Origin of the sequence: Streptomyces sp. MA5143a (genome assembly GCF_900290235.1) — a bacterium.
Lineage (GTDB): Bacteria > Actinomycetota > Actinomycetes > Streptomycetales > Streptomycetaceae > Streptomyces.
The window spans coordinates 54919-78143 of the sequence record NZ_OLMK01000061.1 but is presented as its reverse complement, the minus strand read 5'-3'; the positions used below and the strand labels follow the sequence as shown (position 1 = coordinate 78143).

At 70.8% G+C, this 23225-nt stretch carries 19 protein-coding genes; 7 read left to right on the top strand and 12 right to left on the bottom strand.

The features are described 5' to 3' along the window. Positions 1-27: 27 nt before the first annotated feature. Positions 28-1962, bottom strand: coding sequence for an ABC transporter ATP-binding protein (locus SMA5143A_RS24470; RefSeq protein ID WP_258193712.1), 1935 nt, complete (start codon positions 1960-1962; stop codon positions 28-30). Between the two features lie 199 nt (positions 1963-2161). Here SMA5143A_RS24470 and SMA5143A_RS24465 point away from each other — a divergent pair, with 199 nt between their 5' ends. Continuing rightward, a complete protein-coding gene (locus tag SMA5143A_RS24465; protein WP_107464997.1) occupies positions 2162-2617 on the top strand; it encodes a MarR family winged helix-turn-helix transcriptional regulator in 456 nt (151 codons plus the stop codon). A gap of 144 nt (positions 2618-2761) precedes the next feature. Here the strand turns inward: SMA5143A_RS24465 and SMA5143A_RS24460 are convergent, their stop codons facing one another. The 3 genes from SMA5143A_RS24460 to SMA5143A_RS24450 all read right to left on the bottom strand — a co-directional run bounded on the left by SMA5143A_RS24460 (position 2762) and on the right by SMA5143A_RS24450 (position 6848). After that, positions 2762-4195 carry a cation:dicarboxylate symporter family transporter gene (locus SMA5143A_RS24460; protein WP_107464996.1) on the bottom strand — a complete coding sequence of 478 codons (1434 nt, stop codon included), beginning with the start codon at positions 4193-4195 and terminating at the stop codon, positions 2762-2764. 144 nt (positions 4196-4339) lie between these two features. Further along, on the bottom strand, positions 4340-6034 hold the full coding sequence (locus SMA5143A_RS24455; RefSeq protein ID WP_107464995.1) for a peptide-N4-asparagine amidase: 1695 nt from the start codon (positions 6032-6034) through the stop codon (positions 4340-4342). A 103-nt stretch (positions 6035-6137) separates the two neighbouring features. Further along, the gene (locus tag SMA5143A_RS24450) at positions 6138-6848 is read right to left on the bottom strand and encodes a L,D-transpeptidase family protein (protein ID WP_181362004.1); all 711 of its coding nucleotides are present in this window, start codon (positions 6846-6848) and stop codon (positions 6138-6140) included. 294 nt (positions 6849-7142) lie between these two features. Here SMA5143A_RS24450 and SMA5143A_RS24445 point away from each other — a divergent pair, with 294 nt between their 5' ends. The 3 genes from SMA5143A_RS24445 to SMA5143A_RS24435 all read left to right on the top strand — a co-directional run bounded on the left by SMA5143A_RS24445 (position 7143) and on the right by SMA5143A_RS24435 (position 11635). Further along, positions 7143-8999: an ABC transporter transmembrane domain-containing protein gene (locus tag SMA5143A_RS24445; RefSeq protein ID WP_107464994.1), complete on the top strand. Its 1857-nt coding sequence runs from the start codon at positions 7143-7145 to the stop codon at positions 8997-8999. Then, positions 8996-10777: an ABC transporter ATP-binding protein gene (locus SMA5143A_RS24440; RefSeq protein ID WP_107464993.1), complete on the top strand. Its 1782-nt coding sequence runs from the start codon at positions 8996-8998 to the stop codon at positions 10775-10777. The genes SMA5143A_RS24445 and SMA5143A_RS24440 overlap by 4 nt, the downstream gene beginning before the upstream one ends. Positions 10778-11164: 387 nt before the next feature. Continuing rightward, positions 11165-11635: a DUF5709 domain-containing protein gene (locus tag SMA5143A_RS24435; protein ID WP_107464992.1), complete on the top strand. Its 471-nt coding sequence runs from the start codon at positions 11165-11167 to the stop codon at positions 11633-11635. 26 nt (positions 11636-11661) lie between these two features. Here SMA5143A_RS24435 and SMA5143A_RS24430 read toward each other — a convergent pair whose 3' ends face one another. Continuing rightward, on the bottom strand, positions 11662-12456 hold the full coding sequence (locus SMA5143A_RS24430; RefSeq protein ID WP_099969087.1) for a metal-dependent hydrolase: 795 nt from the start codon (positions 12454-12456) through the stop codon (positions 11662-11664). Positions 12457-12622: 166 nt separating this feature from the next. On the opposite strand from SMA5143A_RS24430, the gene SMA5143A_RS24425 reads away from it, so the two are divergent. Beyond that, positions 12623-15136 (top strand): DEAD/DEAH box helicase, encoded by a 2514-nt coding sequence (locus SMA5143A_RS24425; protein WP_107464991.1) that lies wholly within the window; start codon positions 12623-12625, stop codon positions 15134-15136. Between the two features lie 19 nt (positions 15137-15155). After that, positions 15156-16031 (top strand): acyl-CoA thioesterase, encoded by an 876-nt coding sequence (locus SMA5143A_RS24420; protein WP_055521406.1) that lies wholly within the window; start codon positions 15156-15158, stop codon positions 16029-16031. A gap of 52 nt (positions 16032-16083) precedes the next feature. On the opposite strand, the gene SMA5143A_RS24415 is transcribed toward SMA5143A_RS24420, so the two are convergent. Both SMA5143A_RS24415 and SMA5143A_RS24410 read right to left on the bottom strand, forming a co-directional pair. Beyond that, positions 16084-17037 carry a DUF6397 family protein gene (locus tag SMA5143A_RS24415; protein WP_107464990.1) on the bottom strand — a complete coding sequence of 318 codons (954 nt, stop codon included), beginning with the start codon at positions 17035-17037 and terminating at the stop codon, positions 16084-16086. A 126-nt stretch (positions 17038-17163) separates the two neighbouring features. Continuing rightward, on the bottom strand, positions 17164-17577 hold the full coding sequence (locus SMA5143A_RS24410) for a roadblock/LC7 domain-containing protein (RefSeq protein WP_107464989.1): 414 nt from the start codon (positions 17575-17577) through the stop codon (positions 17164-17166). 96 nt (positions 17578-17673) lie between these two features. Here SMA5143A_RS24410 and SMA5143A_RS24405 point away from each other — a divergent pair, with 96 nt between their 5' ends. Continuing rightward, positions 17674-18102, top strand: a complete 429-nt coding sequence (locus tag SMA5143A_RS24405) for a PPOX class F420-dependent oxidoreductase (RefSeq protein WP_107464988.1) — start codon at positions 17674-17676, stop codon at positions 18100-18102. A 47-nt stretch (positions 18103-18149) separates the two neighbouring features. Here SMA5143A_RS24405 and SMA5143A_RS24400 read toward each other — a convergent pair whose 3' ends face one another. The 5 genes from SMA5143A_RS24400 to SMA5143A_RS24380 form a co-directional block, all read right to left on the bottom strand. Beyond that, positions 18150-18755 (bottom strand): GTP-binding protein, encoded by a 606-nt coding sequence (locus SMA5143A_RS24400; protein ID WP_107464987.1) that lies wholly within the window; start codon positions 18753-18755, stop codon positions 18150-18152. A 213-nt stretch (positions 18756-18968) separates the two neighbouring features. Then, positions 18969-19385 (bottom strand): DUF742 domain-containing protein, encoded by a 417-nt coding sequence (locus SMA5143A_RS24395; RefSeq protein WP_107464986.1) that lies wholly within the window; start codon positions 19383-19385, stop codon positions 18969-18971. A 19-nt stretch (positions 19386-19404) separates the two neighbouring features. Continuing rightward, positions 19405-19842, bottom strand: coding sequence for a roadblock/LC7 domain-containing protein (locus SMA5143A_RS24390; protein WP_107464985.1), 438 nt, complete (start codon positions 19840-19842; stop codon positions 19405-19407). Further along, positions 19839-22376 (bottom strand): sensor histidine kinase, encoded by a 2538-nt coding sequence (locus SMA5143A_RS24385; protein WP_107464984.1) that lies wholly within the window; start codon positions 22374-22376, stop codon positions 19839-19841. Before SMA5143A_RS24385 ends, SMA5143A_RS24390 begins: the two co-directional genes overlap by 4 nt. A gap of 54 nt (positions 22377-22430) precedes the next feature. After that, complete coding sequence (locus tag SMA5143A_RS24380; protein WP_107464983.1) at positions 22431-23207, bottom strand: MHYT domain-containing protein; 777 nt, start codon at positions 23205-23207, stop codon at positions 22431-22433. Positions 23208-23225 lie beyond the last annotated feature (18 nt).

Below are 23225 nucleotides of genomic sequence, written 5' to 3'. Positions count from 1 at the left end.
GCATATCACCTCAAACCCGACATATCTTCATCTTGTCGACTCCATCGGCCGTAGCGGCGAAGCCTTTTGGCCCGGAGCGTCGAGAGGATCGGCGGCGGAGACGGATGCCGGCTCCGTCTGCGAGGTGCGGGCGGGCTCCAGCTGGGCGTCACGGCGCACGAGGGCCGCGTAGCGCCCGTTCCGCTCCAGCAGCTCGTCGTGGGTGCCGCGTTCGACCGCGTGCCCGCCGTCGAGGACCACGATCTGGTCGGCGCCGCGGACGGTGGAGAGGCGGTGCGCGATGGTGATGGTGGTGCGGTTCGCGGAGAGCGCGTCGATGGCCTCCTGCACGGCGTGCTCGGTACGGGTGTCCAGGGCGCTGGTCGCCTCGTCGAGGATGAGGACGGGCGGGTCGCGCAGGATGGTGCGGGCGATGGCGAGGCGCTGCTTCTCCCCGCCGGAGAACCGGTGGCCGCGCTCACCGACGACCGTGTCGTACCCGTCGGGCAGGGAGGTGATGTGGTCGTGGATCTGTGCCGCCCGCGCAGCGGCGTGGAGTTCCTCGTCGGTGGCGTCCGGCTTGGCGAAGCGCAGGTTGTCCGCGACCGTGGCATGGAAGAGGTACGTCTCCTGGGAGACGACGCCGACGGCGCGGGCGAGGGTGTCGAAGCTCAGGTCGCGGACGTCGACGCCGTCGATCAGGACGGCGCCGCCGGTCACGTCGTACAGCCTCGGCACCAGACAGCCGAGCGTCGACTTGCCCGCGCCGGTGGGTCCGACGACGGCGAGGCTGCCGCCCGCCGGGACGGTGAGGTCGATGCCGGTGAGTATCGCGGGGGAGGCGCCCTTGCCGTCGTCGTAGCGGAACTCGACGTCGTCGAAGCGGACCTCGCCCTTCACCTGGTCGATGCGGACCGGTTCGTCGGGTTCGGTGATGTCGATGGGCAGGTCGAGGTACTCGAAGATGCGCTGGAACAGGGCGAGCGAGGCCTGGATCTGGACGCCGGTGGACAGCAGGCTCACGGTCGGCCGGAACAGGTTCTGCTGGAGCGAGACGAAGGCGACCAGCGTGCCGACGGAGACGGACGGGCCGCCGAACTGGAAGGCGAGGCCGGCCGTCCAGTAGATGACGGCGGGCATCGCGGACATGACGATCGTGATGATCGCCATGCGCCAGCGCCCGGCCATGTTCGACCTGACCTCCAGGTCGACGAGCCCCTCGGACTCCTCGGCGAACGACCGGGTGAGCGAGTCGGAACGGCCCATCGTGCGGCCGAGCAGGATGCCGCTGACGGAGAGCGACTCGGTGACGGTCGCCGCCATCGCGGCCATCTGCTTCTGCCGCTGGGTGGTGATCTTCTTGCGTTCGTCGCCGACCCGGCGGCTTATCCACACGAACAGCGGCAGCAGGAGCAGGGTGACGACGGTGAGCCGCCAGTCCAGGGCGACCATGGCGACGATCGTGGCGACCACGCTGGTGAGATTGGAGACCAGGGAGGTGGCCGTGGAGGTGACGGTCGCCTGCATGCCGCCGATGTCGTTGGCGATGCGGGACTGCACCTCACCGGTGCGGGTGCGGGTGAAGAAGGCGAGCGACATGCGCTGCAGGCGGCCGTAGACGGCGGTCCGCAGGTCGTGCATCACACGCTGGCCGACGGTCGTGGAGATCAGCGTCTGCAGCACGCCGAAGATGCTGGTGAGCACCGCGCTGAGGATCATCCCGAGCGCGAGAAGGCTCAGCAGGCCGAGACGGCCCTCGGGGATCGCGGTGTCGAGGATCTCCTTGAGCAGGAAGGGGGTCGCCACGGAGGCGAGCGAGGCGGCGCCGACCAGCAGGCCGACCACGGCGAGCCGGCCACGGTAGGGGCGGAAGAGCTTCAGGATGCGGCGGACCTGCCGCGGCGCCGGAGCGTCGCCGGCTCCCTCGGCGCCTGCGGGCGCGGTGCGGGCGGGGGTCCAGGCGGGTTGGTCGTCGGGATGCATGGGCTCCTACGGGGTGAGTCATGGACCGCTACGGCTCTTGTCAGCTCATAGCTTCGGCAGCACGTGCGGTGATGGATTCAGCCGGTCATGAATTCGGTGCGGTGCGGCGAGATGGCTCCGGATCACACGGAGACGATTTCGGAGCCTAGCTCATTGTTACCTATACTCACAATGAACATCATCCTGATATTGTTCCCGCATGACCGCCCCCGATGCCGACGGGCTGCTCGCCGAGCAGCTGCTGCGGCTGACCCGCCGCGTGCACCGCATCCAGAAGCACCATCTTCTGCAGAGCGGGCTGGACATCACCCCTGCCCAGTCCCGGCTTCTGCGGACCCTCACGCACTACGACGCGCCCCCGCGCATGGCCGATCTAGCCGAGCGCCTGGAAGTGGTGCCGCGCGCCGTGACGACCCTGGTCGACGGGCTGGAGGCGAGCGGCCGGGTACGCCGGGTGCCCGACCCCACCAACCGGCGGGTCATCCGCATCGAGGTCACGGACGAGGGTCGCAAGGTCCTGGAGGAACTGCACCGCGCCCGCCGGTCCGCCGCGGAGGAGATCCTCTCGCCGCTGTCGGACGGCCAGCGGGAGATACTGGGCGGCCTCCTGGACACCCTGGTGGACGGGCCTCCGGGGGCGGAACGGGCGTGCTGAGCCCCGGTCCACGGGCGCGGTGACACGGAGCGGCGCTCGCCGGTGACGGTCGGCGCGGGCCGCCGCCGGCCACCGCCGGCCGCCGCACAGGGAAAGGCCCGGCGCCGAGGTGCGGCGCCGGGCCCCTGTCGTCGGTGACGGCGATCAACTGGCCCCGGAGGCAGGCTCCTTGACCTCACCGCCGGGCTGCGCGGGGACTGCCTTGACGGTACTCACGGCGGCGACGGTCGAGGCGGCGGGCGCCGTGGGCGTGTTGTCCTCGTCCGCGGTCTCTTCCTCCACGAACTCGATCTCTCCGTCCAGCATCTTCTTCGCCCGTACGGTGTCCAGCGCGCCCTCCCACTTGGAGACGGCGAAGACGGCGACGCAGTTGCCGAGCAGGTTGGTGGCGACACGCATCGAGTCCATGATCCGGTCGACACCCAGGAGCAGGGCGACGGCCCCGGCGGGGATCGCCCCGAGCGAGGCCGCGGTGGCCGACAGGGCGAGGAAGGCCGAACCGGGGATGCCGGCCATGCCCTTGCTGGTCAGCATGAGGACGAGGACGACGGTGACCTGCTGGCTGAGACTGAGGTCCACCCCCACGGCCTGCGCGATGAACAGCGTCCCGACGGAGAGGTAGATGGACGCGCCGTCGAGGTTGAACGAGTACCCGGTGGGCAGCACCAGCCCCACCGCGTCGTCCCGCGCGCCCGCCTGCCGCAGCTTCTGCATCATGCGGGGCATGACGCTCTCACTGGAGGCCGTGCCCAGCGCGAGCAGCATCTCGGCACGGGTGTAGCGGACGAACTTCCACAGGCTCAGCCCGGTCATCAGCTTCAGCGCGACACCGAGCAGCACGAGGAAGACGGCGGCGACGGCGTAGCAGAGGACGATCAGCTTGGCGTAGGTCTTCATCACGCCGAGGCCGTACTCCCCCACGAGGTGGACCATCGCGCCGAACACGGCGAGCGGGGCCAGCCTCATGACGAAGCCGACGATCGCGAAGATGACCTCCTGGGCCTGCTGGATGGCGGGCAGGATCTTCGGCACCTTGGTGTGGCCGAGGTGCAGCAGCGCCGCACCGGTGAGACAGGCGAGCACGAGGACCTGGAGCAGCGCGTTCTCGGCGAACGCGCCGATGGCGCTCTGCGGCAGCGCGTTCAGGATGAACTCGGCGGTCGTCGGCAGTTCGCCGCCCGCCGTCTTGGCGTCCACCGCCGATGTGTCGAGCTTCGAGGGGTCGACGTTCATGCCCACGCCGGGGCCGAAGAGATTGGCGGCGATCAGACCGATGAGCAGCGCGGCCGTGGACGCGACCTCGAACCAGATCAGCGCCTTGAGCCCGATCCGCCCGAAGGCCTTGAGATTGCCGGCCTTGGCGATGCCGACGACCACCACGCAGAACACCAGCGGCGAGATGACGGTCTTGATGAGCCGGATGAAACCGTCGCCGAGCGGCTGGAAGGTCGTGGCCGTGTCCGGCCACAACCTCCCGACAACGATGCCGAGCACCAGCGCGACACCGACTTGGGCGAACAGTGAGGTACGCAGCATGCGTGCGACGCGTCGCGGCAGGGACGGTACGGACTGCGGCACGGGCACTCCTCCGAGGGGACTTTCTGGTATGCGGAAAAGCACTTCCGCGCTGATCACTATCGGGGAGTTGCCGCTCACGGGGAAGACCCTCGTGTTTCCGCGAGGTAAATCATCGAACAGACGTCACAACACACGCATTTGGTGTCAGCAGGCCCTTCGGTCCTCCGTCAGCACTCCCTGTACCGAGACCAGGGAACGGTCGTAGCAGCCGCCCGTCCCGTACAGGCGGTAGCGCTCCCTGGTCGTGCCGACGGCATGCCGCTGGTCACGCGGGACGAACGCCGTGTACGTGGCGTCACCCGTGTAGCTGTCGTCGAGCCGGGACCACGCGGTACGCCGACCGCCGTACGTCTCGGTGACCGTCGCCCGGTCGCCGAGGGTGAGCACCGTCCGCAGCCGGTCGCCAGCGCCGAGCGTCGTCGTCCCGTCCATCGTGTACGACCGCTGGGTGCGGGTGGTTCGGGCCGGGCCGCGCCCGTCAACGGTGACCGTCTCGTCGTCGCTCCACCGCCCGTCGAGGGCATCGGGATTCTCACCGTCCGACCAGGTGTGCACGGAGGTGTGGGCGAGGCTCCGGCGCACGGTGGTCGTCACCCTGCCGTGCGAGGTGTCCACATGTCCGGTGACCGTCAGCCGGTGGCTCCCCTCGGTGTCGAGCCGGTGCTCCGTACCGGGCGTGTACGTGGACGAGTTGGCCAGGTCGCCCGCCCGCACCTCCGTCAGGGAACCGGTGACGTGTGCGCTCTTCTCGTCCTGCCAGACCAGTACGTTCACGGGGGTGCTCCAGCCGCTCTGCCCCTCGGGTACGCCGACGACGGAGACCTCGACCCGGCGCGGGCGCCCGTCGTTGAGGAGGCCGGCGAAGGGGGTGAGGTCGTAGCGGATGGGCTGGATGTCGAATGCCCGGGGGCCGGGGACCACGTACCAGAGGAAGGGGTTGGACCAGCCACCGGTCCACACGGTCGGGAACGGCGCGGCGATCCCGGCCAGTTGCCCGTCGACCTCGATCCGCACCTCGCGGTACGGCCCGTCGTGGGCCGTGCAGGAGTAGGGCGCCGTCTCGGGCACCGTCAGATACCAGTACTCCTCGCAGCCGCCGCCGGAGCCGGTGGCGTACACCTCGGCGACGACGCGTTCGCTGTTGCGCGGGGTGGTGAGGGTGTTGCCGTCCTGGAGGGTGAGGACGCGGTCGGGGACGGTCGCGGCGGCCTTCGCCGTGGGCCTGCCCGCGTAGAACGTCAGCGTCACCTTGACGTCGAGGACGCCGGTGTAGGTGTCGTCGACGACGTTGCCGATGAGCATCTCCACGGGCTGCGCCGTCCGCAGGGTGTCGCTGTAGCGGGTGACGTCCTTCTCGACGGACCACGCGATGCCGTCGGGCGAGGGCTGCGGCGTGGAGGTGCGGAAGACCTCGACGCCGCCGATGTGGAGATGGCCGAGGCGGTCGTACTGGCGGCCCTTGACCTTGCCGTCGAGGCGCAGGACGACCTTGCTCCAGCGCTTCCCGCACCCAGCCGGGGGTGCGTAGGTGCCCTTGTAGGGCGTGAAGTCCCTGAACTGAGCCTTGGCGACGGTCACTTCGCAGGACTTCGCGTGCTCGGGCCGGATGACGGGCGGGGCTGCGGTGACGGGGTCGTGCCAGTCGCTGCCGAACTCGGCCGGGACGTCGAGCGCAGCGCCGGCGACGGTGGCGGTGGGGGCCGTCGCGGCCACCGCGGCATCGGCCGTCGCGGTGGCTGGTGGGTCCGGGGTGGCCGACCGGGCCGGGGCGGCTCCCAGAAGAGTGCTCACCAGGACGGTCGCCCCGGTGAGCATGGACATGATGATCCGGTTTCTCATGGGCGGAGTTCTACGGGCAGTCGACGCCGCACACAATGACACCCCCGGCCACATGAGTGGCCGGAGACACCTCCCGGAGCCCTGACCGCAGACCTCCTGGCGCTCAGGCCTTCAGCGCCGCCCTGTCCCCCATCACGATCACCGGGTGCGCGGCCGGATCGAGGGTGCGCAGCAGGTACTCCATCCCCGACTTGGACAGGCTGACGCAGGCCGACGTTCCGCTGCCGTGGTCCATGTGCAGCCAGATGCTGCCGCCCTTCGACTGGCCCTCGGGGCGTGTGGGGTCGATCGGCGAGGTGCCCTTGACCCGGTTGTAGTCGATGGCGATGACGTAGTCGAAGTCGTTCCAGTGCGACTTCGCCCAGTAGTGCGGCGCCTGGAACGACGGCGACTGGCTGTACGGCAACTTCGCCCCCGGATCGGCGAGGACGCCACCCGCGTCGCTGAGCGTGAACACCCCGACGGGACTGCGCTTGTCACCCTCGTGGTGGTCGGCCGTCCAGCCCTTCTTGCCGTTGTGGCCCAGCCAGGTCCTGGTCTCCTTCCAGGCGGAACCGCTCTTCGTGTACAGGACGATCTTGGAGTCGGCGTCGTTCACGCCCTCTCCGTAGACGGCCACGACCTGACGGGAGTCGGCGGGAATCTGCTTCTGAAGGCGGTCACCCACGTCGGGGATACGGGTCGGATCGGCCTTGCGCGCCTCGGAATGCCCCGCCCTGCCACCCGAGCCCGTGTCGCCCTTGCCGGCCGTGCCCGTCTCGGTCGAACCAGCACACGCCGCCAGCGACACCACCAGTGCCCCGCAGACCACCATCACCGCACCGGCTCGCCTCACGCCCTCGACCCCGCTCGCACCGCCGACCGCCCTCCACCCCGTACCGCCTATTCGCATGCGCTCCATCGTCGCACCGCGCGCCGGCTCTCCGCGTCCACCGCCCCCGCGCGCCCGGCGTCACAGGGGCGGTCCAGGCCGAAACTTTGCCCGTCGACGGAAAACCGTTTGCCTCCGACCGCGCGGTGACGCGAACCTTTCACGGCCGGCCGCCGGGCCCCATCGCCCCTTTTGCACCTTTATCCCCCCTCCTCTGACACGACCCACAGGGACGTCATGCAGATTCAAGACCTTCCGTTCCAAGACCCCGGCGTGCCCGACGCACGCTCGGGTCCCCGATTCCTGTGGTGGCTGGGCCGCAACCAGCTCGGCGGACAGCTCAAGGCGCTGGCGTGGGGACTGCTGCACTTCACCTCCGTGGCCGGACTGCCGTTCTGTGTCGGTGTCGCCATCGAGGCCGTGGTCGCCCGCTCCGGCACCCGGCTGGCCCTGTCGGGCGCGCTGCTGGCGCTGTGCGGCCTCACCATCGCGCTCGGCGACACCTTCCTGCACCGCACCGCGGTCACCAACTGGATCACCGCCGCCGCCCGAGTCCAACAACTGCTGGCCCGCAAGACGGCGCAGCTCGGCTCCGCGCTGACCCGCCGGGTGGCGGCCGGCGAGGTCGTCGCCGTCTCCACCGGCGACGTCGAGAAGATCGGCTGGTTCGTCGAGGCCGTCTCCCGCTTCACCGCGGCGGCGCTCACCGTGGTACTGGTCTGTGTCGCCCTGGTGGTCTACCAGCCCGCGCTCGGCATCGTCGTCGCCATCGGCGTGCCCGTGCTCGCACTCGCCGTACTGCCGCTGCTGCCCCGCGCGACCCGACGCGCCGACGAACAGCGCGAGAAGGCCGGACGCGCCACCGAACTGGCCTCGGACACCGTCGCGGGGCTGCGTGTGCTGCGCGGCATCGGCGGCGAGGACCTCTTCCTCGACCGCTACCGCCGCGCCTCCCAGGAGGTCCGCCACGCCGCCGTCCGCAGCGCGCGTATGTGGGCCCTGATCTCCGCCATCCAGGTCCTACTGCCGGGGCTGCTGATGATCGCGGTCGTCTGGTACGGCGTCGGTCTCGCCCGCGACGGCCGGATCACCGTCGGCGAACTCGTCACCGTGTACAGCGCGGTGATGCTGCTGGGATACCCCCTCAGGCACTTCGAGGAGATCGCGATGGCGTACTCCTTCTCCCGCCCCTCCGCCAAACGGGCCGCACGGGTGCTGTCCCTGGAACGGACCACCGCCACCGAGGGGTCGCGGGAGGCCGCCGTGCCGTCCGGGGACCTGTACGACCCGGCGACCGGACTGCTCGCCCCCTCCGGATGTCTCACCGCCGTGGTGTGCGGCGACCCGGACGCCGCCGGGCGGCTCGCGGAACGGCTCGGCGGACACGCCCCGGAGGAGGGCACGTCGGTACTCCTGGCCGGTGTCCCCCTCGACGAACTGCCGCTCGACTCCGCCCGCACGGCCGTCCTCGTCCAGGACAAGGACCCGGTGCTGCTCTCCGGCACCCTCCGCGAACTGCTCGACGTACCCGCCTCCGGCGACGTCACCGCCGAGGAGGCGCTGGCCGCCGCCCAGTGCGATGACGTCCTGGAGGCCCTGGCGCAGGGCTCGTTGGGCGCCGAGGACCCACTGGACGCACGCATCACCGAACGCGGCAGGTCCCTGTCCGGTGGGCAGCGCCAACGGCTGGCCCTGGCCCGCTCCCTGATCGCGGACCCCGAGGTCCTGGTCCTGGACGAGCCGACCTCCGCCGTCGACTCCCACACCGAGGCGAGGATCGCCGACGGCATCCGGTCCCTCCGCGCGGGCCGCACGACGGTCGTCCTCACCTCCTCCCCGCTCCTCCTCGACCTCGCCGAACGCGTGGTCCTGGTGCACGAGGGCGAGGTCGCGGCGGTGGGCGTGCACCGCGAACTCGTGCGCAGGGAGCCGCGATACCGGGCCGTCGTCACCCGCGAGACGGACGAGGAGACGGCTGCGGACGCCCTGGGCCGGGGTGGTGCCGCGCCGCGCGAGGACACCGTGCCGAAGGACCGCAGGACCGCGCTCAGCGATGTGCTGGACGAACTGGAAGAAATCGAGGAGACCGCATGATCGGCGTGGCTCCACCGGCGTACGACCCGGCCGCCCCGACGACGGCGAACACCCTGCCCGTCGGCGCTCCCGCGACCGTCCGCGCCTACGTGGCCGAACTGTTCCGCCGCCACCGCCGGGCCTTCGCCCTGCTCATCGCCGTCAACACCATCGCCGTCGTGGCCTCGATGGCGGGCCCCTACCTGCTGGGCGAACTCGTCGAACGGGTCTCCGACGGGGCCCGCGAACTCCATCTGGAGCTGACCGCCGGGGTGTTCGTCGTCGCCCTGGTCGTCCAGGCGGTGTTCGTACGGGAGGTGCGGCTGCGCGGAGCCATGCTGGGCGAGCGGATGCTGGCCGATCTGCGCGAGGACTTCCTCGTCCGGTCGGTCGGCCTGCCGCCGGGGGTCCTGGAGCGGGCCGGAACGGGTGACCTGCTGTCCCGGATCACCACCGACATCGACCGCCTCGGCAACGCGATGCGTGAGGCCGTGCCGCAGCTGGCGATCGGCGTGGTCTGGGTGGCCCTCCTCCTCGGCGGGCTCGCCGTGACGGCTCCGCCGCTGGCGCTCGCCGTCCTGCTGGCCCTGCCCCTGCTGATCGCGGGCTGCCGCTGGTACTTCAAACGGGCGCCCTCCGCCTACCGCTCCGAGTCCGCCGGGTACGCGGCCGTCGCCGCCGTCCTCGCGGAGACCGTCGACGCCGGACGCACCGTCGAGGCCCACCGCCTCGGCACGCGCCGCATCGACCTGTCCCACCAGCGCATCCGCGAGTGGACCGCCTGGGAGCGGTACACCCTGTGGCTGCGCTCGGTGCTCTTCCCGGTCATCAATTTCACCCACACCATGGTCCTCGGCGCGGTGCTGATCGTCGGCGGTGTGTTCGTGCTCCAGGGCTGGATCGGGCTGGGCCAGCTGACGACGGGCGCCCTCATCGCCCAGATGCTCGTCGAGCCGGTGAACCTCATCCTGCGCTGGTACGACGAGCTCCAGGTCGCCGAGGTGTCGCTGGCCCGGCTGGTCGGCGTACGGGACATCGAACCGGGCGCGGGCGACCCGGACGTGGCTCCCGACGGACGCCATGTCCACGCCGACCAGGTGCGCTTCGGGTACCGCGAGGGCGTCGACGTGCTGCGCAAGGTGTCCCTGGAGGTCGCGCCCGGCACCCGGCTGGCCCTCGTCGGCCCGTCCGGGGCGGGCAAGTCCACGCTGGGCAGGCTCCTCGCCGGCATCTACGCGCCCCGCGACGGCCGGATCACCCTCGGCGGTGCCGAGCTGTCCCGGATGCCCGCCGAGGACGTCCGCTCCCATGTGGCCCTCGTCAACCAGGAGCACCACGTCTTCGTCGGCACCCTGCGCGACAACCTGCGGCTCGCCCGCACCCACGCCGAGGACGCCGAGCTGTGGGCGGCGCTCGGCGCGGTCGACGCCGATTCCTGGGCGCGGGCGCTCGACGACGGCCTGGGCACCGAGGTCGGCTCGGGCGGGTTCACGCTCACCCCGGCGCAGGCCCAGCAGATCGCGCTGGCCCGGCTGGTCCTCGCCGACCCGCACACCTTGGTCCTGGACGAGGCGACCTCGCTCCTCGACCCGCGTGCGGCACGGCATCTGGAACGCTCCCTCGCCCGTGTCCTCGACGGCCGTACCGTCGTCGCCATCGCCCACCGTCTGCACACCGCCCACGACGCCGACGTCATCGCCGTCGTCGAGAACGGCCGCATCAGCGAGCTGGGCAGCCATGACCAGCTCGTCGCGGCGGACGGCGCGTACGCGGCCCTGTGGCGGTCCTGGCACGGCTGAGCCGGTGCCCGGCCGGCTCAGGAGGCCACCGCCTCCGAGCCGGTCCTCGCCGACAGGGCGGCGCGTCGGCCGATCGCGCTCCGTCGGCCGTCGCGCACGCCCTGTCGTGGGCCGCGCGGTAGCGGGGGTCGGTGCGGTTGACGCCTCACGGTCGCCGCACCGCCAGGACGCGGGCCGCCGGGCCGAGGCAGACAGTGCGCTCGCTGCCGGGCCCCGTCCCCTGACGTTGCGTGGTGCCGACGGCGAGTGGAACTCTGGTGGTGGGCACTGATTCGGGGGACGCCCGTGAACCGCCCGGTTCGCGGGGGTCGGACCGTCGCCCAGGGGTTCGTGCGCCCACCGTCGCCGCACGGTGGCACCGGGCCCGTCCCACCACTGGAGGTACCCGTGGACAGAGCCGGCGGATGGGGAGACGACGTCTACCAGCCGGATGGATCGGAGATCCAGGACGACGCCGGGCTGCTGGACGCCGAGGACACCCTGGTCGCCGACGGTGTGGACGACCCGCTCGACCGGGGCTGGTCGCCACCGGAGCGGCCATGGGCGGTGGAGCACACCGGTGTGACCGCCGCGGAGCGGCTGCGCGGCGAGACCTTGGAGCAGCGGCTCGCGGAGGAGCTGCCGGACGTCACCTCGGTCGACGGGGACGGCATCGGCGATGCGCAGGACACCGACGGTGAGCTGGTGGACAACGAGGTGGGAGGGCTTCGCTCGGGCCGTCTCGTCGCCCCCGACGAGGGTGCGCACGAGGACGAGGAGAGCGGGCTGATCGCCACCGACGTGGGCATCGACGGCGCGGCCGCCTCCGCCGAGGAGGCCGCGATGCACATCGTGGACGAGGACTCCGTGTCGGGCTGACCCTGCCCGGCTGCCGGCCCGCGCTGTCAGATGACGTTCAGGGCCGCGGCGGCTCCCACGCCCCCGAGCACCATGAACACCGGCATGAGCACCCTCAGCTCCACCCAGCTGCCGGCCCGGAACCGCATCGCCTTGGGCGGACCGATCGGGTACCAGCGCTTGCGGCCCACCGGTATCGGCCACAGGATCGGGCAGCCCGAGACGGTCAGTGAATCGCCGATGTCGTGCACCAGCGCGCCCAGCAGGATCGGCAGGCCGAGCCACAGGTACTCCTGGCCCGGCTCGGTGAACAGCCAGTCCGCCCCGTTGCCCGGCTTGTCCAGGACGCCGGCGATGATCCAGGCACTGGTCGCCGCCAGCAGCCACACCAGCACGTCGCTGCTCGACCCGCGGGCCGCCCGCCACAGCAGCCCTTCGATCGCCAGCACCATGTGCACGAACAGGATGGCCAACACCGCCCAGCGGCCACCCATGATCGCCAAGGCGGAGGCCCCCGCACCGAGCAGCACCGCCCACAGCCAGGTGTGGGTGAGCGTGCGGTGCCCGCCTGAGCGGCGTGGGTCGCCCTGCTTCTTCGTCGCCTTGTAGACGGCGTACGAGAGCTTGTCGACGATCTCGCACACCCAGCGGGAGAGCGGGCCGAAGGAACGGGAGATCGTCGCCGCCTTGTGGTCCAGGTCCGGGGCGAGCGCGGCGCCCGCGCAGATCAGCGCACCGGCCAGGAGGACCGGCCAGGGCATGGTGTGCCCGGTCGCGGCTGCCGCCGCCCCTACGCCGAGCCAGGCCGCGGCCCCGGACAGTGAGTGTGCTGGTCCCATCATGGCCGTGCCCCGCCCCATTCCTTCTGTCCCGCTGTCCAGTTGCCCCGGGCCGCTGTCCAGTTGTCCACATGCGTCGACGCTCCGTCGGCGCCACAGCGTAGCGTTCGCGATCTTCGGCCGGGTATCCGATTCCCGCGTTGGGGGCGCGGGCAGGCAAGATGGGGGCGTGACCCTCATCGATCAGCTGCCGCGGACCGCCGACCCCGACGCCCTCTACGAAGCCTTCGAGTCGTGGGCCGTGGAACGCGGTCTCACCCTCTACCCCCATCAGGAGGAGGCGCTCATCGAGGTGGTCTCCGGCGCGAACGTGATCGTGTCGACACCCACCGGCTCCGGCAAGAGCATGATCGCGGCAGGCGCGCACTTCGCCGCCCTCGCCCGTGACGAGGTCACCTTCTACACGGCCCCGATCAAGGCGCTGGTCTCGGAGAAGTTCTTCGAGCTGTGCAAGATCTTCGGTACCGAGAACGTCGGCATGCTCACCGGCGACGCGTCCGTGAACGCCGACGCTCCGGTCATCTGCTGCACCGCCGAGGTCTTGGCGTCCATCGCGCTGCGCGACGGCAAGGACGCCGATGTCGGCCAGGTCGTCATGGACGAGTTCCACTTCTACGCGGAGGCCGACCGCGGCTGGGCCTGGCAGATCCCCATCCTGGAGCTGCCGCAGGCCCAGTTCATCCTGATGTCGGCGACCCTCGGCGACGTCTCGATGTTCGAGAAGGACCTCACCCGGCGCACCGGCCGCCCCACCTCCGTGGTCCGCTCGGCCACCCGCCCCGTGCCGCTGTCGTACGAGTACGTCCTGACGCCGCTGACGGAGACGCTCACGGAGCTGCTCGCCACCAAGCAGGCGCCCGTCTACATCGTGCACTTCACGCAGGCGCAGGCCGTGGAGCGGGCGCAGGCGCTGATGAGCATCAACATGTGCACGCGGGAGGAGAAGGACCAGATCGCCGAGTTGATCGGCAACTTCCGGTTCACCACCAAGTTCGGCCGCAATCTCTCCCGCTACGTCCGGCACGGTATCGGTGTCCACCATGCCGGGATGCTGCCCAAGTACCGGCGTCTGGTGGAGAAGCTGGCCCAGGCCGGTCTCCTGAAGGTCATCTGCGGCACTGACACGCTCGGCGTAGGCGTCAACGTCCCCATCCGCACGGTGCTGTTCACCGCGCTGACCAAGTACGACGGCAGCCGGGTGCGGACGCTGCGCGCCCGTGAGTTCCACCAGATCGCGGGGCGCGCCGGACGGGCGGGCTTCGACACCGCCGGGTTCGTGGTGGCGCAGGCGCCCGAGCACGTCATCGAGAACGAGAAGGCGCTCGCGAAGGCGGGCGACGATCCGAAGAAGCGCCGCAAGGTGGTCCGCAAGAAGGCGCCCGAGGGGTTCGTCGGCTGGACGGACAACACCTTCGAGAAGCTCATCGCCTCCGATCCGGAGCCGCTCACATCCCGTTTCCGGGTGACGCACACGATGCTGCTGTCGGTGATCGCCCGGCCGGGCAACGCCTTCGAGGCGATGCGCCGGCTGCTGGAGGACAACCACGAGCCGCGCAAGCAGCAGCTGCGCCACATCCGGCGGGCCATCGCCATCTACCGTTCGCTGCTCGACGGCGGCATCGTCGAGAAGCTGGACGAGCCGGACGCCGAGGGCCGCATCGTCCGTCTGACCGTCGACCTCCAGCAGGACTTCGCGCTCAACCAGCCGCTGTCCACGTTCGCGCTGGCCGCGTTCGAGCTGCTCGACCCGGAGTCGCCGTCGTACGCCCTGGACATGGTCTCCGTCGTCGAGTCGACGCTCGACGACCCGCGGCAGATCCTCGTGGCCCAGCAGAACAAGGCGCGCGGTGAGGCCGTGGCGGCGATGAAGGCGGACGGCGTCGAGTACGAGGAGCGCATGGAACGGCTCCAGGACGTCACCTACCCCAAGCCGCTGGAGGAGTTGCTCTTCCACGCGTACAACACGTACCGCAAGAGTCACCCGTGGGTCGGCGACCATCCGCTGTCCCCGAAGTCGGTGATCCGGGACATGTACGAACGGGCGCTCTCCTTCACCGAGTTGGTGTCCTACTACGAGCTGGCCCGCACCGAGGGCATCGTGCTGCGCTACCTGGCCGGCGCCTACAAGACCCTCGATCACACCGTCCCCGACGACCTGAAGTCGGACGACCTGGAGGATCTGATCGCCTGGCTCGGCGAGATGGTCCGCCAGGTCGACTCCAGCCTCCTCGACGAGTGGGAGCAGCTCGCCAACCCCGAGGAGATGACCGCCGAGGAGGCCCAGGAGAAGGCCGACCAGGTCAAGCCGGTCACCTCCAACGCGCGCGCCTTCCGTGTCCTCGTCCGCAACGCCATGTTCCGGCGTGTCGAGCTGGCCGCCCTCGACCAGGTCGACCAACTGGGCGAGTTGGACGCCGAGTCCGGCTGGGACGCCGAGCGGTGGGGTGAGGCGATGGACAAGTACTGGGACGAGTACGACGAGCTCGGCACCGGTCCCGATGCCCGCGGTCCTCGCCTGCTGATGATCGAGGAGGAGCCGCAGAACGGGTTGTGGCGCGTCCGTCAGACCTTCGCCGACCCGAACGGCGATCATGACTGGGGCATCAGCGCGGAGATCGACCTTGCGGCCTCCGACGCCGAGGGCCGAGCCGTCGTCCGGGTCACCGACGTCGGTCAACTGTGAGCACTGGAGAGGCCGGCAGATGACGACCAACCCCGCCGAGCGGCTCGTCGACCTCCTCGACCTGGAGCAGATCGAGGTCAACATCTTCCGCGGGCGCAGCCCGCAGGAGTCCTTGCAGCGGGTCTTCGGTGGCCAGGTGGCGGGCCAGGCGCTGGTCGCCGCCGGACGCACCACCGAGGGCGACCGACCCGTGCATTCGCTGCACGCGTACTTCCTCCGCCCGGGCCGTCCTGGGGTGCCGATCGTGTACCAGGTCGAGCGGGTCCGCGACGGGCGGTCGTTCACCACGCGCCGGGTCACCGCCGTGCAGCAGGGCCGCACGATCTTCAATCTGACCGCCTCCTTTCACAAGCCTGAAGAGGGGAGCTTCGAGCACCAGCTGCCACCGGCCCGCGAGGTGCCGGACCCGGAGTCACTGCCGACGCTGACGCAGGAGATCACCGATCATCTGGGCGCGCTGCCCGAGCAGTTGCAGCGCATGGCGCGGCGTCAGCCCTTCGACATCCGTTATGTCGACCGGCTGCGCTGGACCCCCGAGGAGGTCGAGCACGCGGAACCGCGGAGCGCGGTGTGGATGCGGGCCGTGGGCCCTCTGGGGGACGATCCGCTCGTCCACACGTGCGCGTTGACGTACGCCAGCGACATGACGCTGCTGGATGCCGTCCGCCTTCCCGTCGAGCCGTTGTGGGGACCGCGTGGCTTCGACATGGCGTCGCTGGACCACGCCATGTGGTTCCACCGGCCGTTCCGTGCGGACGAGTGGTTCCTGTACGACCAGGAGTCGCCGATCGCGGTGGGCGGACGTGGTCTGGCCCGTGGCCGCATCTACGACCTGGAGGGGCGCCTGCTCGTGTCGGTCGTCCAGGAGGGACTGTTCCGCAAGCTCGGTTCCTGACGCGTCCGTCGGCCGGCGGCCGCGGCCGGTCGTACCGCGCCCGGTCGACGGATCAGGGGTGTCTGCGCGTCAGCCAGCCGAGCAGGCCGTGGCGCTTCTCGGATGCCGGACCCGGTGTCTCGGGGCGGTTCGCGGGACGCTTCACGTTCCTCGCCGGGCGCGGGGCCGGTTCCTTCCTGCGGGGCCTCGGCGCCAGGCGGTGGGCGCGGGCCTCGACGAGAGCCTGCCGGAGGTCCGCTCGAAGCCACTCGATCTCGTCGGGGTCGTCCGCCGTCATGATCGTGCCGGTGAGCCGGGCCGCGGGTGAGTCGGTCGGCCCCTGGTCGGTTCGTGGGGGCCGGTGGCGGTTGAGATGGGCGCGCTCGTACGGATCCCGGACGATCTCCGCGAGGTGAACGGGGTCGAGGAGGGAGGCCGGCGCGGCGGCACGCGCCCAGGGATCTTCGGCCTGCCGGAGCAGGAATCCCAGATGGCGCCCTCGCCAGTTCCTGGGCCGCAGATCGAGGCCGTCGTCCAACTGGGTCCTCAGCTCCTGGGGGAGACGCCCCGTCAGCCACGGGGCGTTGTTCTCGTCGGCGGCGAACCGCCGTACTTCGTCCGCCAGATAGAGCCAGACGACGGCACGGTAGCGGTTCAGATAGAACTTGACCGGTGTGACGAGCCCCAGCCGTGCGAGGCGGACGAAACGCGTCGGCGCCACCTCCAGGATCGCTGCGGCGTCCTTGGAGCCGACGGCTTGGACCCGTGCGCGCAGCGTCTGGGGGAAGCCCTCCTCGGCGCGGAGCCGGTCGATCTCGCTACGGGCGACTCGGCGTCCTCCGCCTCCCTCGTCGGGGACGGTTCGTACGCATCCGAGGTGGACGGCCAGGTCGAGTTCGCTTCGTTTCAGGCTCAGTTCACGTGCGGCGCGGCTCTGGGCGAGTGGCCGGTCGGCCGCGCCGGCCGGTACTGCGGCGACGGCCGCCGTGGTGGGTGGGGCAGGTCGTGTGATGGTGTTGCCGGACATGGTGGTTCTCCCCCGTGCGGTGGTGCCGCGACGCCGGTGCGCGTCGCCTCGGGAAAACCGTAGCCCGTTCACGGGAAGTCGTGGCGGGCCTGTGGATAACTTGCATCCGACCATCGAACCCGCAGGTCAGAGGTCCCTGGCGGTGGAAGGTTCGGGTTGTCGGGCGTCCACGCCGAGGTGTTCGCCGACACGGTTCACCATCAAGGTCATCTCGTAGGCGATCTGACTGATGTCCGCTTCCGCGGCGCTGAGCACGCACAGGCAACTGCCCGCGCCCGCCGCGGTGACGAAGAGTATGGCGTCGTCGAACTCGATCATCGTCTGCCGTACGTCACCGGCGCCGAAGTGGCGTCCCGAGCCCTTGGCGAGGCTGTGCAGCCCCGAGGAGACCGCGGCCAGGTGCTCGGCGTCCTCACGCCTCAGCCCGGTGCTGGCCGCCGTGACCAATCCGTCGCTGGACAGCACCAGTGCGTGCCGTACGGGTTGCAGCCGCTCGGTCAAGTCGTCCAGCAACCAACCGAGTCCCGCGTTCTGCGGCATTTTTCCTACTCCCCGTTTTCGTCGCTCCCCCTGGCGAGGAGGATTCGACGGTTCAGCCTTCCCCACTGCTGCCGCAGGAGCAAGCAGGATGGGGACATGGCAAAGAAGATGACCGACAAGGAATGGCGGGCCTTCGTCTCACACGGGACTCGCACCGGAAAACTGGCGATCTCCCGTGCCGACGGACGTCCCCACGTCACGCCCATCTGGTTCTTGCTGCACGGTGACGAGTTGCTCTTCAACACCGGCAAGGAAAGTGTCAAGGGACGGAATCTGGCCAGGGACGGCCGTGTGGCGCTCTGTGTGGACTCCGATGTGCCGCCGTACGACTTCGTGGTGCTGGAAGGCCGGGCGGAGCTCTCCGAGGATCTCGACGAAGTACGGCACTGGGCCGCGCGCATAGGCGCCCGCTACATGGGCGAGGACCGGGCCGAGGAGTTCGGCGCTCGCAACGGCGTACCGGGCGAGCTTCTCGTGCGGGTGCGTGTGGACAAGGTCCTCGCGTACTCCGCCGTCTCCGACTGAGCGCCTACCCGGTCGTCACCTGTCGGCACCGGGCCGATCGGGGCGCGTCAGCTCACCGAGTCGAGCAGCCGGGCGGTGTGCATCCGTCCGGCGTACTCGACGAGGCGTATCAGTACCTCCTTGCCGGAGGCGCGGTCCCGCGCGTCGCAGAGGACCACGGGAGTGCCCTGGTCGAGGTCGAGGGCGCGCGACACGTCGTCGGGGCCGTAGGCGCCTGCTCCGGAGAAGCAGTTGACGGCGACCACGAAGGGGATGTGCCGGTGCTCGAAGAAGTCGACCGCCGGGAAGCAGTCCTGGAGTCGCCTCGTGTCCGCCAGGACGACCGCCCCCAACGCGCCCTGGGCCAATTCGTCCCACAGGAACCAGAACCTGTCCTGGCCCGGGGTGCCGAACAGATAGAGCGACAGGCCGGACCGGATGGTGATGCGGCCGAAGTCCATGGCCACCGTGGTGGTCACCTTCTGGTCCACCGCGCCGGTGTCGTCGACCGACTGTCCGGCCTCGCTCAGGAGTTCCTCGGTGCGCAACGGCTTGATCTCGCTGACCGCCCCCACCAGGGTGGTCTTGCCCACGCCGAAACCACCGGCGACGAGGATCTTCAATGCCAGGGCGCCCGTGTCGTCGTCTGTCGTGTCGGAGTGCTCGGAGGCCATCGATCACTTCTCTCGGGAGTGCGGGGCAAGGTCGACATCGGTACTGCTGTGCGGAGCCAGCATCATCACAACTGCCGCTCCGGAGCGGGGTTGGACCGGTTCTTCCTGGCATCGACCGACTCGTGCGTGTTCGATGCCCGGTTGGATGCACAAGTTCGTACGAGATCGACCCGCACCGTTGCCCATCCCTACGGCTCGTACTGTTGTTCATTACTACAGTGCCCTCAGCCCGGCGATCACCTCACGCAGGATGCGCTCGTCCGGCAGTTGCGCGGGCGGCACCGGCCGGCTGACCGTGACGTGGCCCAGTTCGAGGAGGTCACCGAGGAGTACGCGCACCACGCCGACCGGCAGGTCGGCTCCGGCGGCGAGTTCTGCGACCGACTGGGTCTCGGTCCGGCACAGTTCGATCAGTGTGCGGTGTTCGGGACCGAGTGAGGTGTCCCCGTCGACGTCGGGTGCGCCGATGTGGAGGGAGACCAGGGCGATCAGGTCGAAGCGGACTCCACCGGGGCCGGGGGCGGTGCGTCCGCCGGTCATCGCGTAGGGGCGGACGAGGGGCCCGGCCTCGTGGTCGTACCACTGGCTGCCCGGCGGCTCGTGCGGAGCGCTCGTGCTGTCCTCGGTCATGAGCACGGCTCGTTCCCGCTCATCCGGCGACGGGTGGGCGCGCGCCGGCGCGAGGAGCGGTGTAGAGGTGCTCGCCCACGCGTTTCACGAGCCGTGCCATCTCGTACGCCACGAGGCCGATGTCCGCGGTGACGGCCGTGAGGACGGCCAGGCAGGAGCCGTCTCCGGCGGCCGCCACGAAGAGGAAGCCGTCGTCCATCTCCACCATGGTCTGGCGTACTCCCCCGGTGCCGAAGTGGCGGCCCGTCCCCTTGGCGAGGCTGTGGAAACCGGAGGCGACGGCCGCGAGATGCTCGGCGTCCTCGCGTGTGAGGTCGGTGGACGCGCCGACGGCGAGTCCGTCGTTGGACAGCACCACCGCGTGTCGTACCTCGTGCACGCGCACTACGAGGTCGTCCAGCAGCCAGTCGAGTTCTCCGGACCGTCCGGTGGCCCTGGTGGTCGGGTCCTGGATCATGCGGGGTCTCCTTCGCTGCTGTCGCCGCCCGTCGCGGGGGCGTGGGTGATGCCTCGTCCGGGTGCCCTGCCGCCGCCTCGCGTCCAGCCGTCGCGGTAGGCCGCCATACGGTCCCGTACGAGTTCGGGGGTGCGGTCGTCGTCGCCCCCGTGGCTCGGGGCCGGGTCCGGGCCGCCGCTGTGCCGGTCGCGCAACTGGGGGGCGAGATGGGCCTGCCGTACCCGGCGCGGCAGTTCACCTGTGGGGTCCGGCTCCTGCGGCGGACGGTGCTGCCGCAGGGCGGTGACGCCCGGCGGGGGCGGTTCGGGCGGGCCGCCCGCCATGGGCTCCCCGGCGGAGGCCACGGGAGCCATCAGTGCCCGCCGGTCGACGGACTGCTCCACGGGGTCCTGACGCGGACCGGCGTGCACGCGCGCGTACTCCCGTTGCTCGGGCTGTCGCTGTGCCTCGACGGTGGCTAGGGGGGAACGTTCCGTCGTGCCGTTGTGCAGCAGAGCGGTCGGCAGGAGGACCACGGCTGTGGTGCCGCCGTAGGGAGAGGGCCTCAGATGGACCTTGATGCCGTGGCGGGAGGAGAGTCGGCTCACCACGAACAGTCCGAGACGGTCGCTGTCGAAGAGGTCGAGGGCTTCCGACTGCTCGATCCTGCGGTTGGCCTCGTCGAGGGTCTCCTTGCCCATGCCGAGTCCGCGGTCCTCGACCTCGACGGCGTACCCGTTGCCGACGGGTTCCCCGGTGATCCGCACGCGCGTGTGCGGTGGTGAGAACTGGGCGGCGTTCTCGACGAGTTCGGCGAGGAGGTGGATGAGGTCGGCGACGGCCGCTCCGGCGATCCCCGCCTCGGGCAGTTGCCGTACCTCCACGCGCGCGTAGTCCTCGATCTCGGAGACGGCTGCGCGGACGACGTTCGTCAGGGAGACCGGCATGCGCCAGGCGCGGCCCGGCGCGGCCCCGGACAGGATGATCAGGCTCTCCGCGTGGCGTCGCATCCGGGTGGTGAGGTGGTCGAGCCGGAAGAGGTCGCTGAGCTCGTCGGGGTCCTCGGACCTGCGTTCCATGCTGTCGAGGAGGCTCAGCTGGCGGTGGACGAGGACCTGGCTGCGGCGGGCGAGGTTGACGAACACCCCGGAGATACCGCCGGCCAGTTCGGCACGCTCGACCGCCGCGCGGAGGGCGGCCCGGTGGACGATGTGCAGCGCCTCGGCGACCTGGCCGGTCTCGTCCTCTGCGGCGGGCCCCGGCGGGGCCTCGGCGTCGACGTCGATCTCCTCTCCGGCCCGCAGCTTCCGCATGGCGTGGGGCAGTTTGCGGCGGGCGATCTCCAGGGCACCGTTGCGCAGGCTCACCAGCTCGACGACGAGTCCGCGCCCGATGCGTACGGAGATCACGAGCGACGCGGCGACGGCGGCGAGACCGAGGAGTACGGCGGCACCGGCCGGGGTGAGGAGGGCGCGCGTGAACGGGTCGGCCCGCTCGGCCACGTCGCGTCCGGCGTCGACCTCGATCTTCCGCATCCCGTCCCGCACGCGCGCGTGGGCCGACTCCCAGACATCCTCCGGGGCGGCGGTCAGCGCCTTGGTGCCGGGACGGCTCGCGAGCACCTTGTCCTCGACGGCGTTCAGGCCGGTGTAGGCGTCGCCCTCGGCGAGGTCGCCCCATGCCGCCCGTTCGGGGCCACGGAGGTCGGCGGCAGCCGCTTCGGTCAGCGTGCGGCGGGCACCCGCGGCGCCGCTGAACAGACGCAGTCGTTCGCCGTCGAGGGTGCCGGAGAGCCGTGCGCCGGCCAGCAACGCGTCCTCTTGGGCGAGGGCCTCGGCCGCCCGGGAGAACTCGAGCAGCACGCGCGCGTCGGAGCCGGTTTCCGCGTCCTGGATGCCGCTGAGTGCGCCGCCCACACCGAAGGCCGTGGAGATGGTCGTGGTGTACGTCCGGTACGTCTGCGCCCAGCCGCTGCGACGGTCCAGCACCGACGCGCGCAGGGGGCGCAGTTGCTCGGCACCGGAGACGAAGGCGGCGAGCCGCTCGGCGACCCCGGCGGGCAGGTCGATACCGTCGGCGACGGTGTGCCGGCCGCCCAGACGCAGTCGGGCGACCGCACGATCGGAGGCCCGGGAGAGCGTCTTCAGGTCACTCCCGTGTGCGTCGGAGGGCCTCGTGGTGTACCGCACGGCGGCGGCACGCTCGGCCTGGAGCGCGGCGACCGCGTCGGCGACCGGGGCGCGCACGGAGGCGTCGACACGCTGGAGCTGCCGCAGCCGGGCGACGTCCTGGGCGGTGGTGACGGTGGCGTACCCCCACAGGGCGAGCAGGGAGACGACGGGCACCATCAACAGGCAGATGATCTTGGCTCGGACGGTGCGGGGGCGTATGTGCGGGCGGCCCTCGCGTCTGGGTGGGCCGGTCGTGGGGGCCCCGGTCTCGTCGGGGTCGAAACCCTCGTCGGCCGGTGGCCCCGCGTGGGCGCGGCGTCCGCGCGCCGCGGGCCGGGGCGGCGTCTCGGCGCCGGTGGTCGAGGTCCTGCCGGGTGTACGCATGGCCTCCTCGCTCGGAGTGGTCTGGGTGTGCCTACGTGCCGCCGCGGTGCGCTGCTAGTGGGCGGCGGCGCTCCCGACGGGCCGTTGGGCCGACGCGGAGGCCTCGCGTTCCCCGGCCGTCGGTGACAGCGCGACGAACGCCGAGGTGAGGAAGAGATAGGACCCGAGGCCGACGGCGAGGGGGAAGATGAACTGCATCGCCGTGGCCCCGGGCAGGTTCTCGCCGGAGGGAGCGACCTCCACGCGCACCGCCCACATGGCGGTGTAGTGCATGCTGCTCACTGCGCCGCCCATGACCAGGGAGGCGACGGTGACCGCGAGGGGCGACCTGATGTTGAGCGCCGCCCACAGGGCGGCGGTTGCCGCGACAACGGCGATCACCACGGAGAGCGCGACGAGCGCCGGGTCGTAGGTCACCTCGCCGTGCATCCGCACCGCCGCCATGCCCAGGTAGTGCATGCTGGCGACGCCCAGTCCGGTGGTGAGTCCGCCGAGAAGAAGCGCCCGTCCGCGGTTGCGGCTGTAGCCGACGGCGAAGACTCCGCCGCAGACGACGGCCATGGCGACGAGCAGGCTGAGGATGGTCAACGGCACGTCGTAGCGGAGTTCGGTGCCGCTCACACCGAAGCCGAGCATGGCCACGAAGTGCATGGTCCAGATGCCGGTGCCGATCGCGGACGCCGCGGTGACGAGCCAGTTGCGGCGGGCGCGGCCGGTGGCGCCCAGCGCACGGACGGTGCAACGCAGTCCGAGTGCCGCGCCCATGCAGGCCATCACGTACGACAGCACGGGGGTCAGCCAGCCGAAGGTGGCGTGGTCCAGGTGTCCCATGGCTCCGGGACGCTAGTG

What these genes read in the sequence shown, in the direction of transcription:
- SMA5143A_RS24470 (WP_258193712.1), bottom strand. Translation starts at nt 1,962, where the DNA reads ATGCATCCCGACGACCAACCCGCCTGGACCCCCGCCCGCACCGCGCCC.
- SMA5143A_RS24465 (WP_107464997.1), top strand. Translation starts at nt 2,162, where the DNA reads ATGACCGCCCCCGATGCCGACGGGCTGCTCGCCGAGCAGCTGCTGCGG.
- SMA5143A_RS24455 (WP_107464995.1), bottom strand. Translation starts at nt 6,034, where the DNA reads ATGAGAAACCGGATCATCATGTCCATGCTCACCGGGGCGACCGTCCTG.
- SMA5143A_RS24450 (WP_181362004.1), bottom strand. Translation starts at nt 6,848, where the DNA reads ATGGTGGTCTGCGGGGCACTGGTGGTGTCGCTGGCGGCGTGTGCTGGT.
- SMA5143A_RS24445 (WP_107464994.1), top strand. Translation starts at nt 7,143, where the DNA reads ATGCAGATTCAAGACCTTCCGTTCCAAGACCCCGGCGTGCCCGACGCA.
- SMA5143A_RS24440 (WP_107464993.1), top strand. Translation starts at nt 8,996, where the DNA reads ATGATCGGCGTGGCTCCACCGGCGTACGACCCGGCCGCCCCGACGACG.
- SMA5143A_RS24430 (WP_099969087.1), bottom strand. Translation starts at nt 12,456, where the DNA reads ATGATGGGACCAGCACACTCACTGTCCGGGGCCGCGGCCTGGCTCGGC.
- SMA5143A_RS24420 (WP_055521406.1), top strand. Translation starts at nt 15,156, where the DNA reads ATGACGACCAACCCCGCCGAGCGGCTCGTCGACCTCCTCGACCTGGAG.
- SMA5143A_RS24415 (WP_107464990.1), bottom strand. Translation starts at nt 17,037, where the DNA reads ATGTCCGGCAACACCATCACACGACCTGCCCCACCCACCACGGCGGCC.
- SMA5143A_RS24410 (WP_107464989.1), bottom strand. Translation starts at nt 17,577, where the DNA reads ATGCCGCAGAACGCGGGACTCGGTTGGTTGCTGGACGACTTGACCGAG.
- SMA5143A_RS24405 (WP_107464988.1), top strand. Translation starts at nt 17,674, where the DNA reads ATGGCAAAGAAGATGACCGACAAGGAATGGCGGGCCTTCGTCTCACAC.
- SMA5143A_RS24400 (WP_107464987.1), bottom strand. Translation starts at nt 18,755, where the DNA reads ATGGCCTCCGAGCACTCCGACACGACAGACGACGACACGGGCGCCCTG.
- SMA5143A_RS24395 (WP_107464986.1), bottom strand. Translation starts at nt 19,385, where the DNA reads ATGACCGAGGACAGCACGAGCGCTCCGCACGAGCCGCCGGGCAGCCAG.
- SMA5143A_RS24390 (WP_107464985.1), bottom strand. Translation starts at nt 19,842, where the DNA reads ATGATCCAGGACCCGACCACCAGGGCCACCGGACGGTCCGGAGAACTC.
- SMA5143A_RS24385 (WP_107464984.1), bottom strand. Translation starts at nt 22,376, where the DNA reads ATGCGTACACCCGGCAGGACCTCGACCACCGGCGCCGAGACGCCGCCC.
- SMA5143A_RS24380 (WP_107464983.1), bottom strand. Translation starts at nt 23,207, where the DNA reads ATGGGACACCTGGACCACGCCACCTTCGGCTGGCTGACCCCCGTGCTG.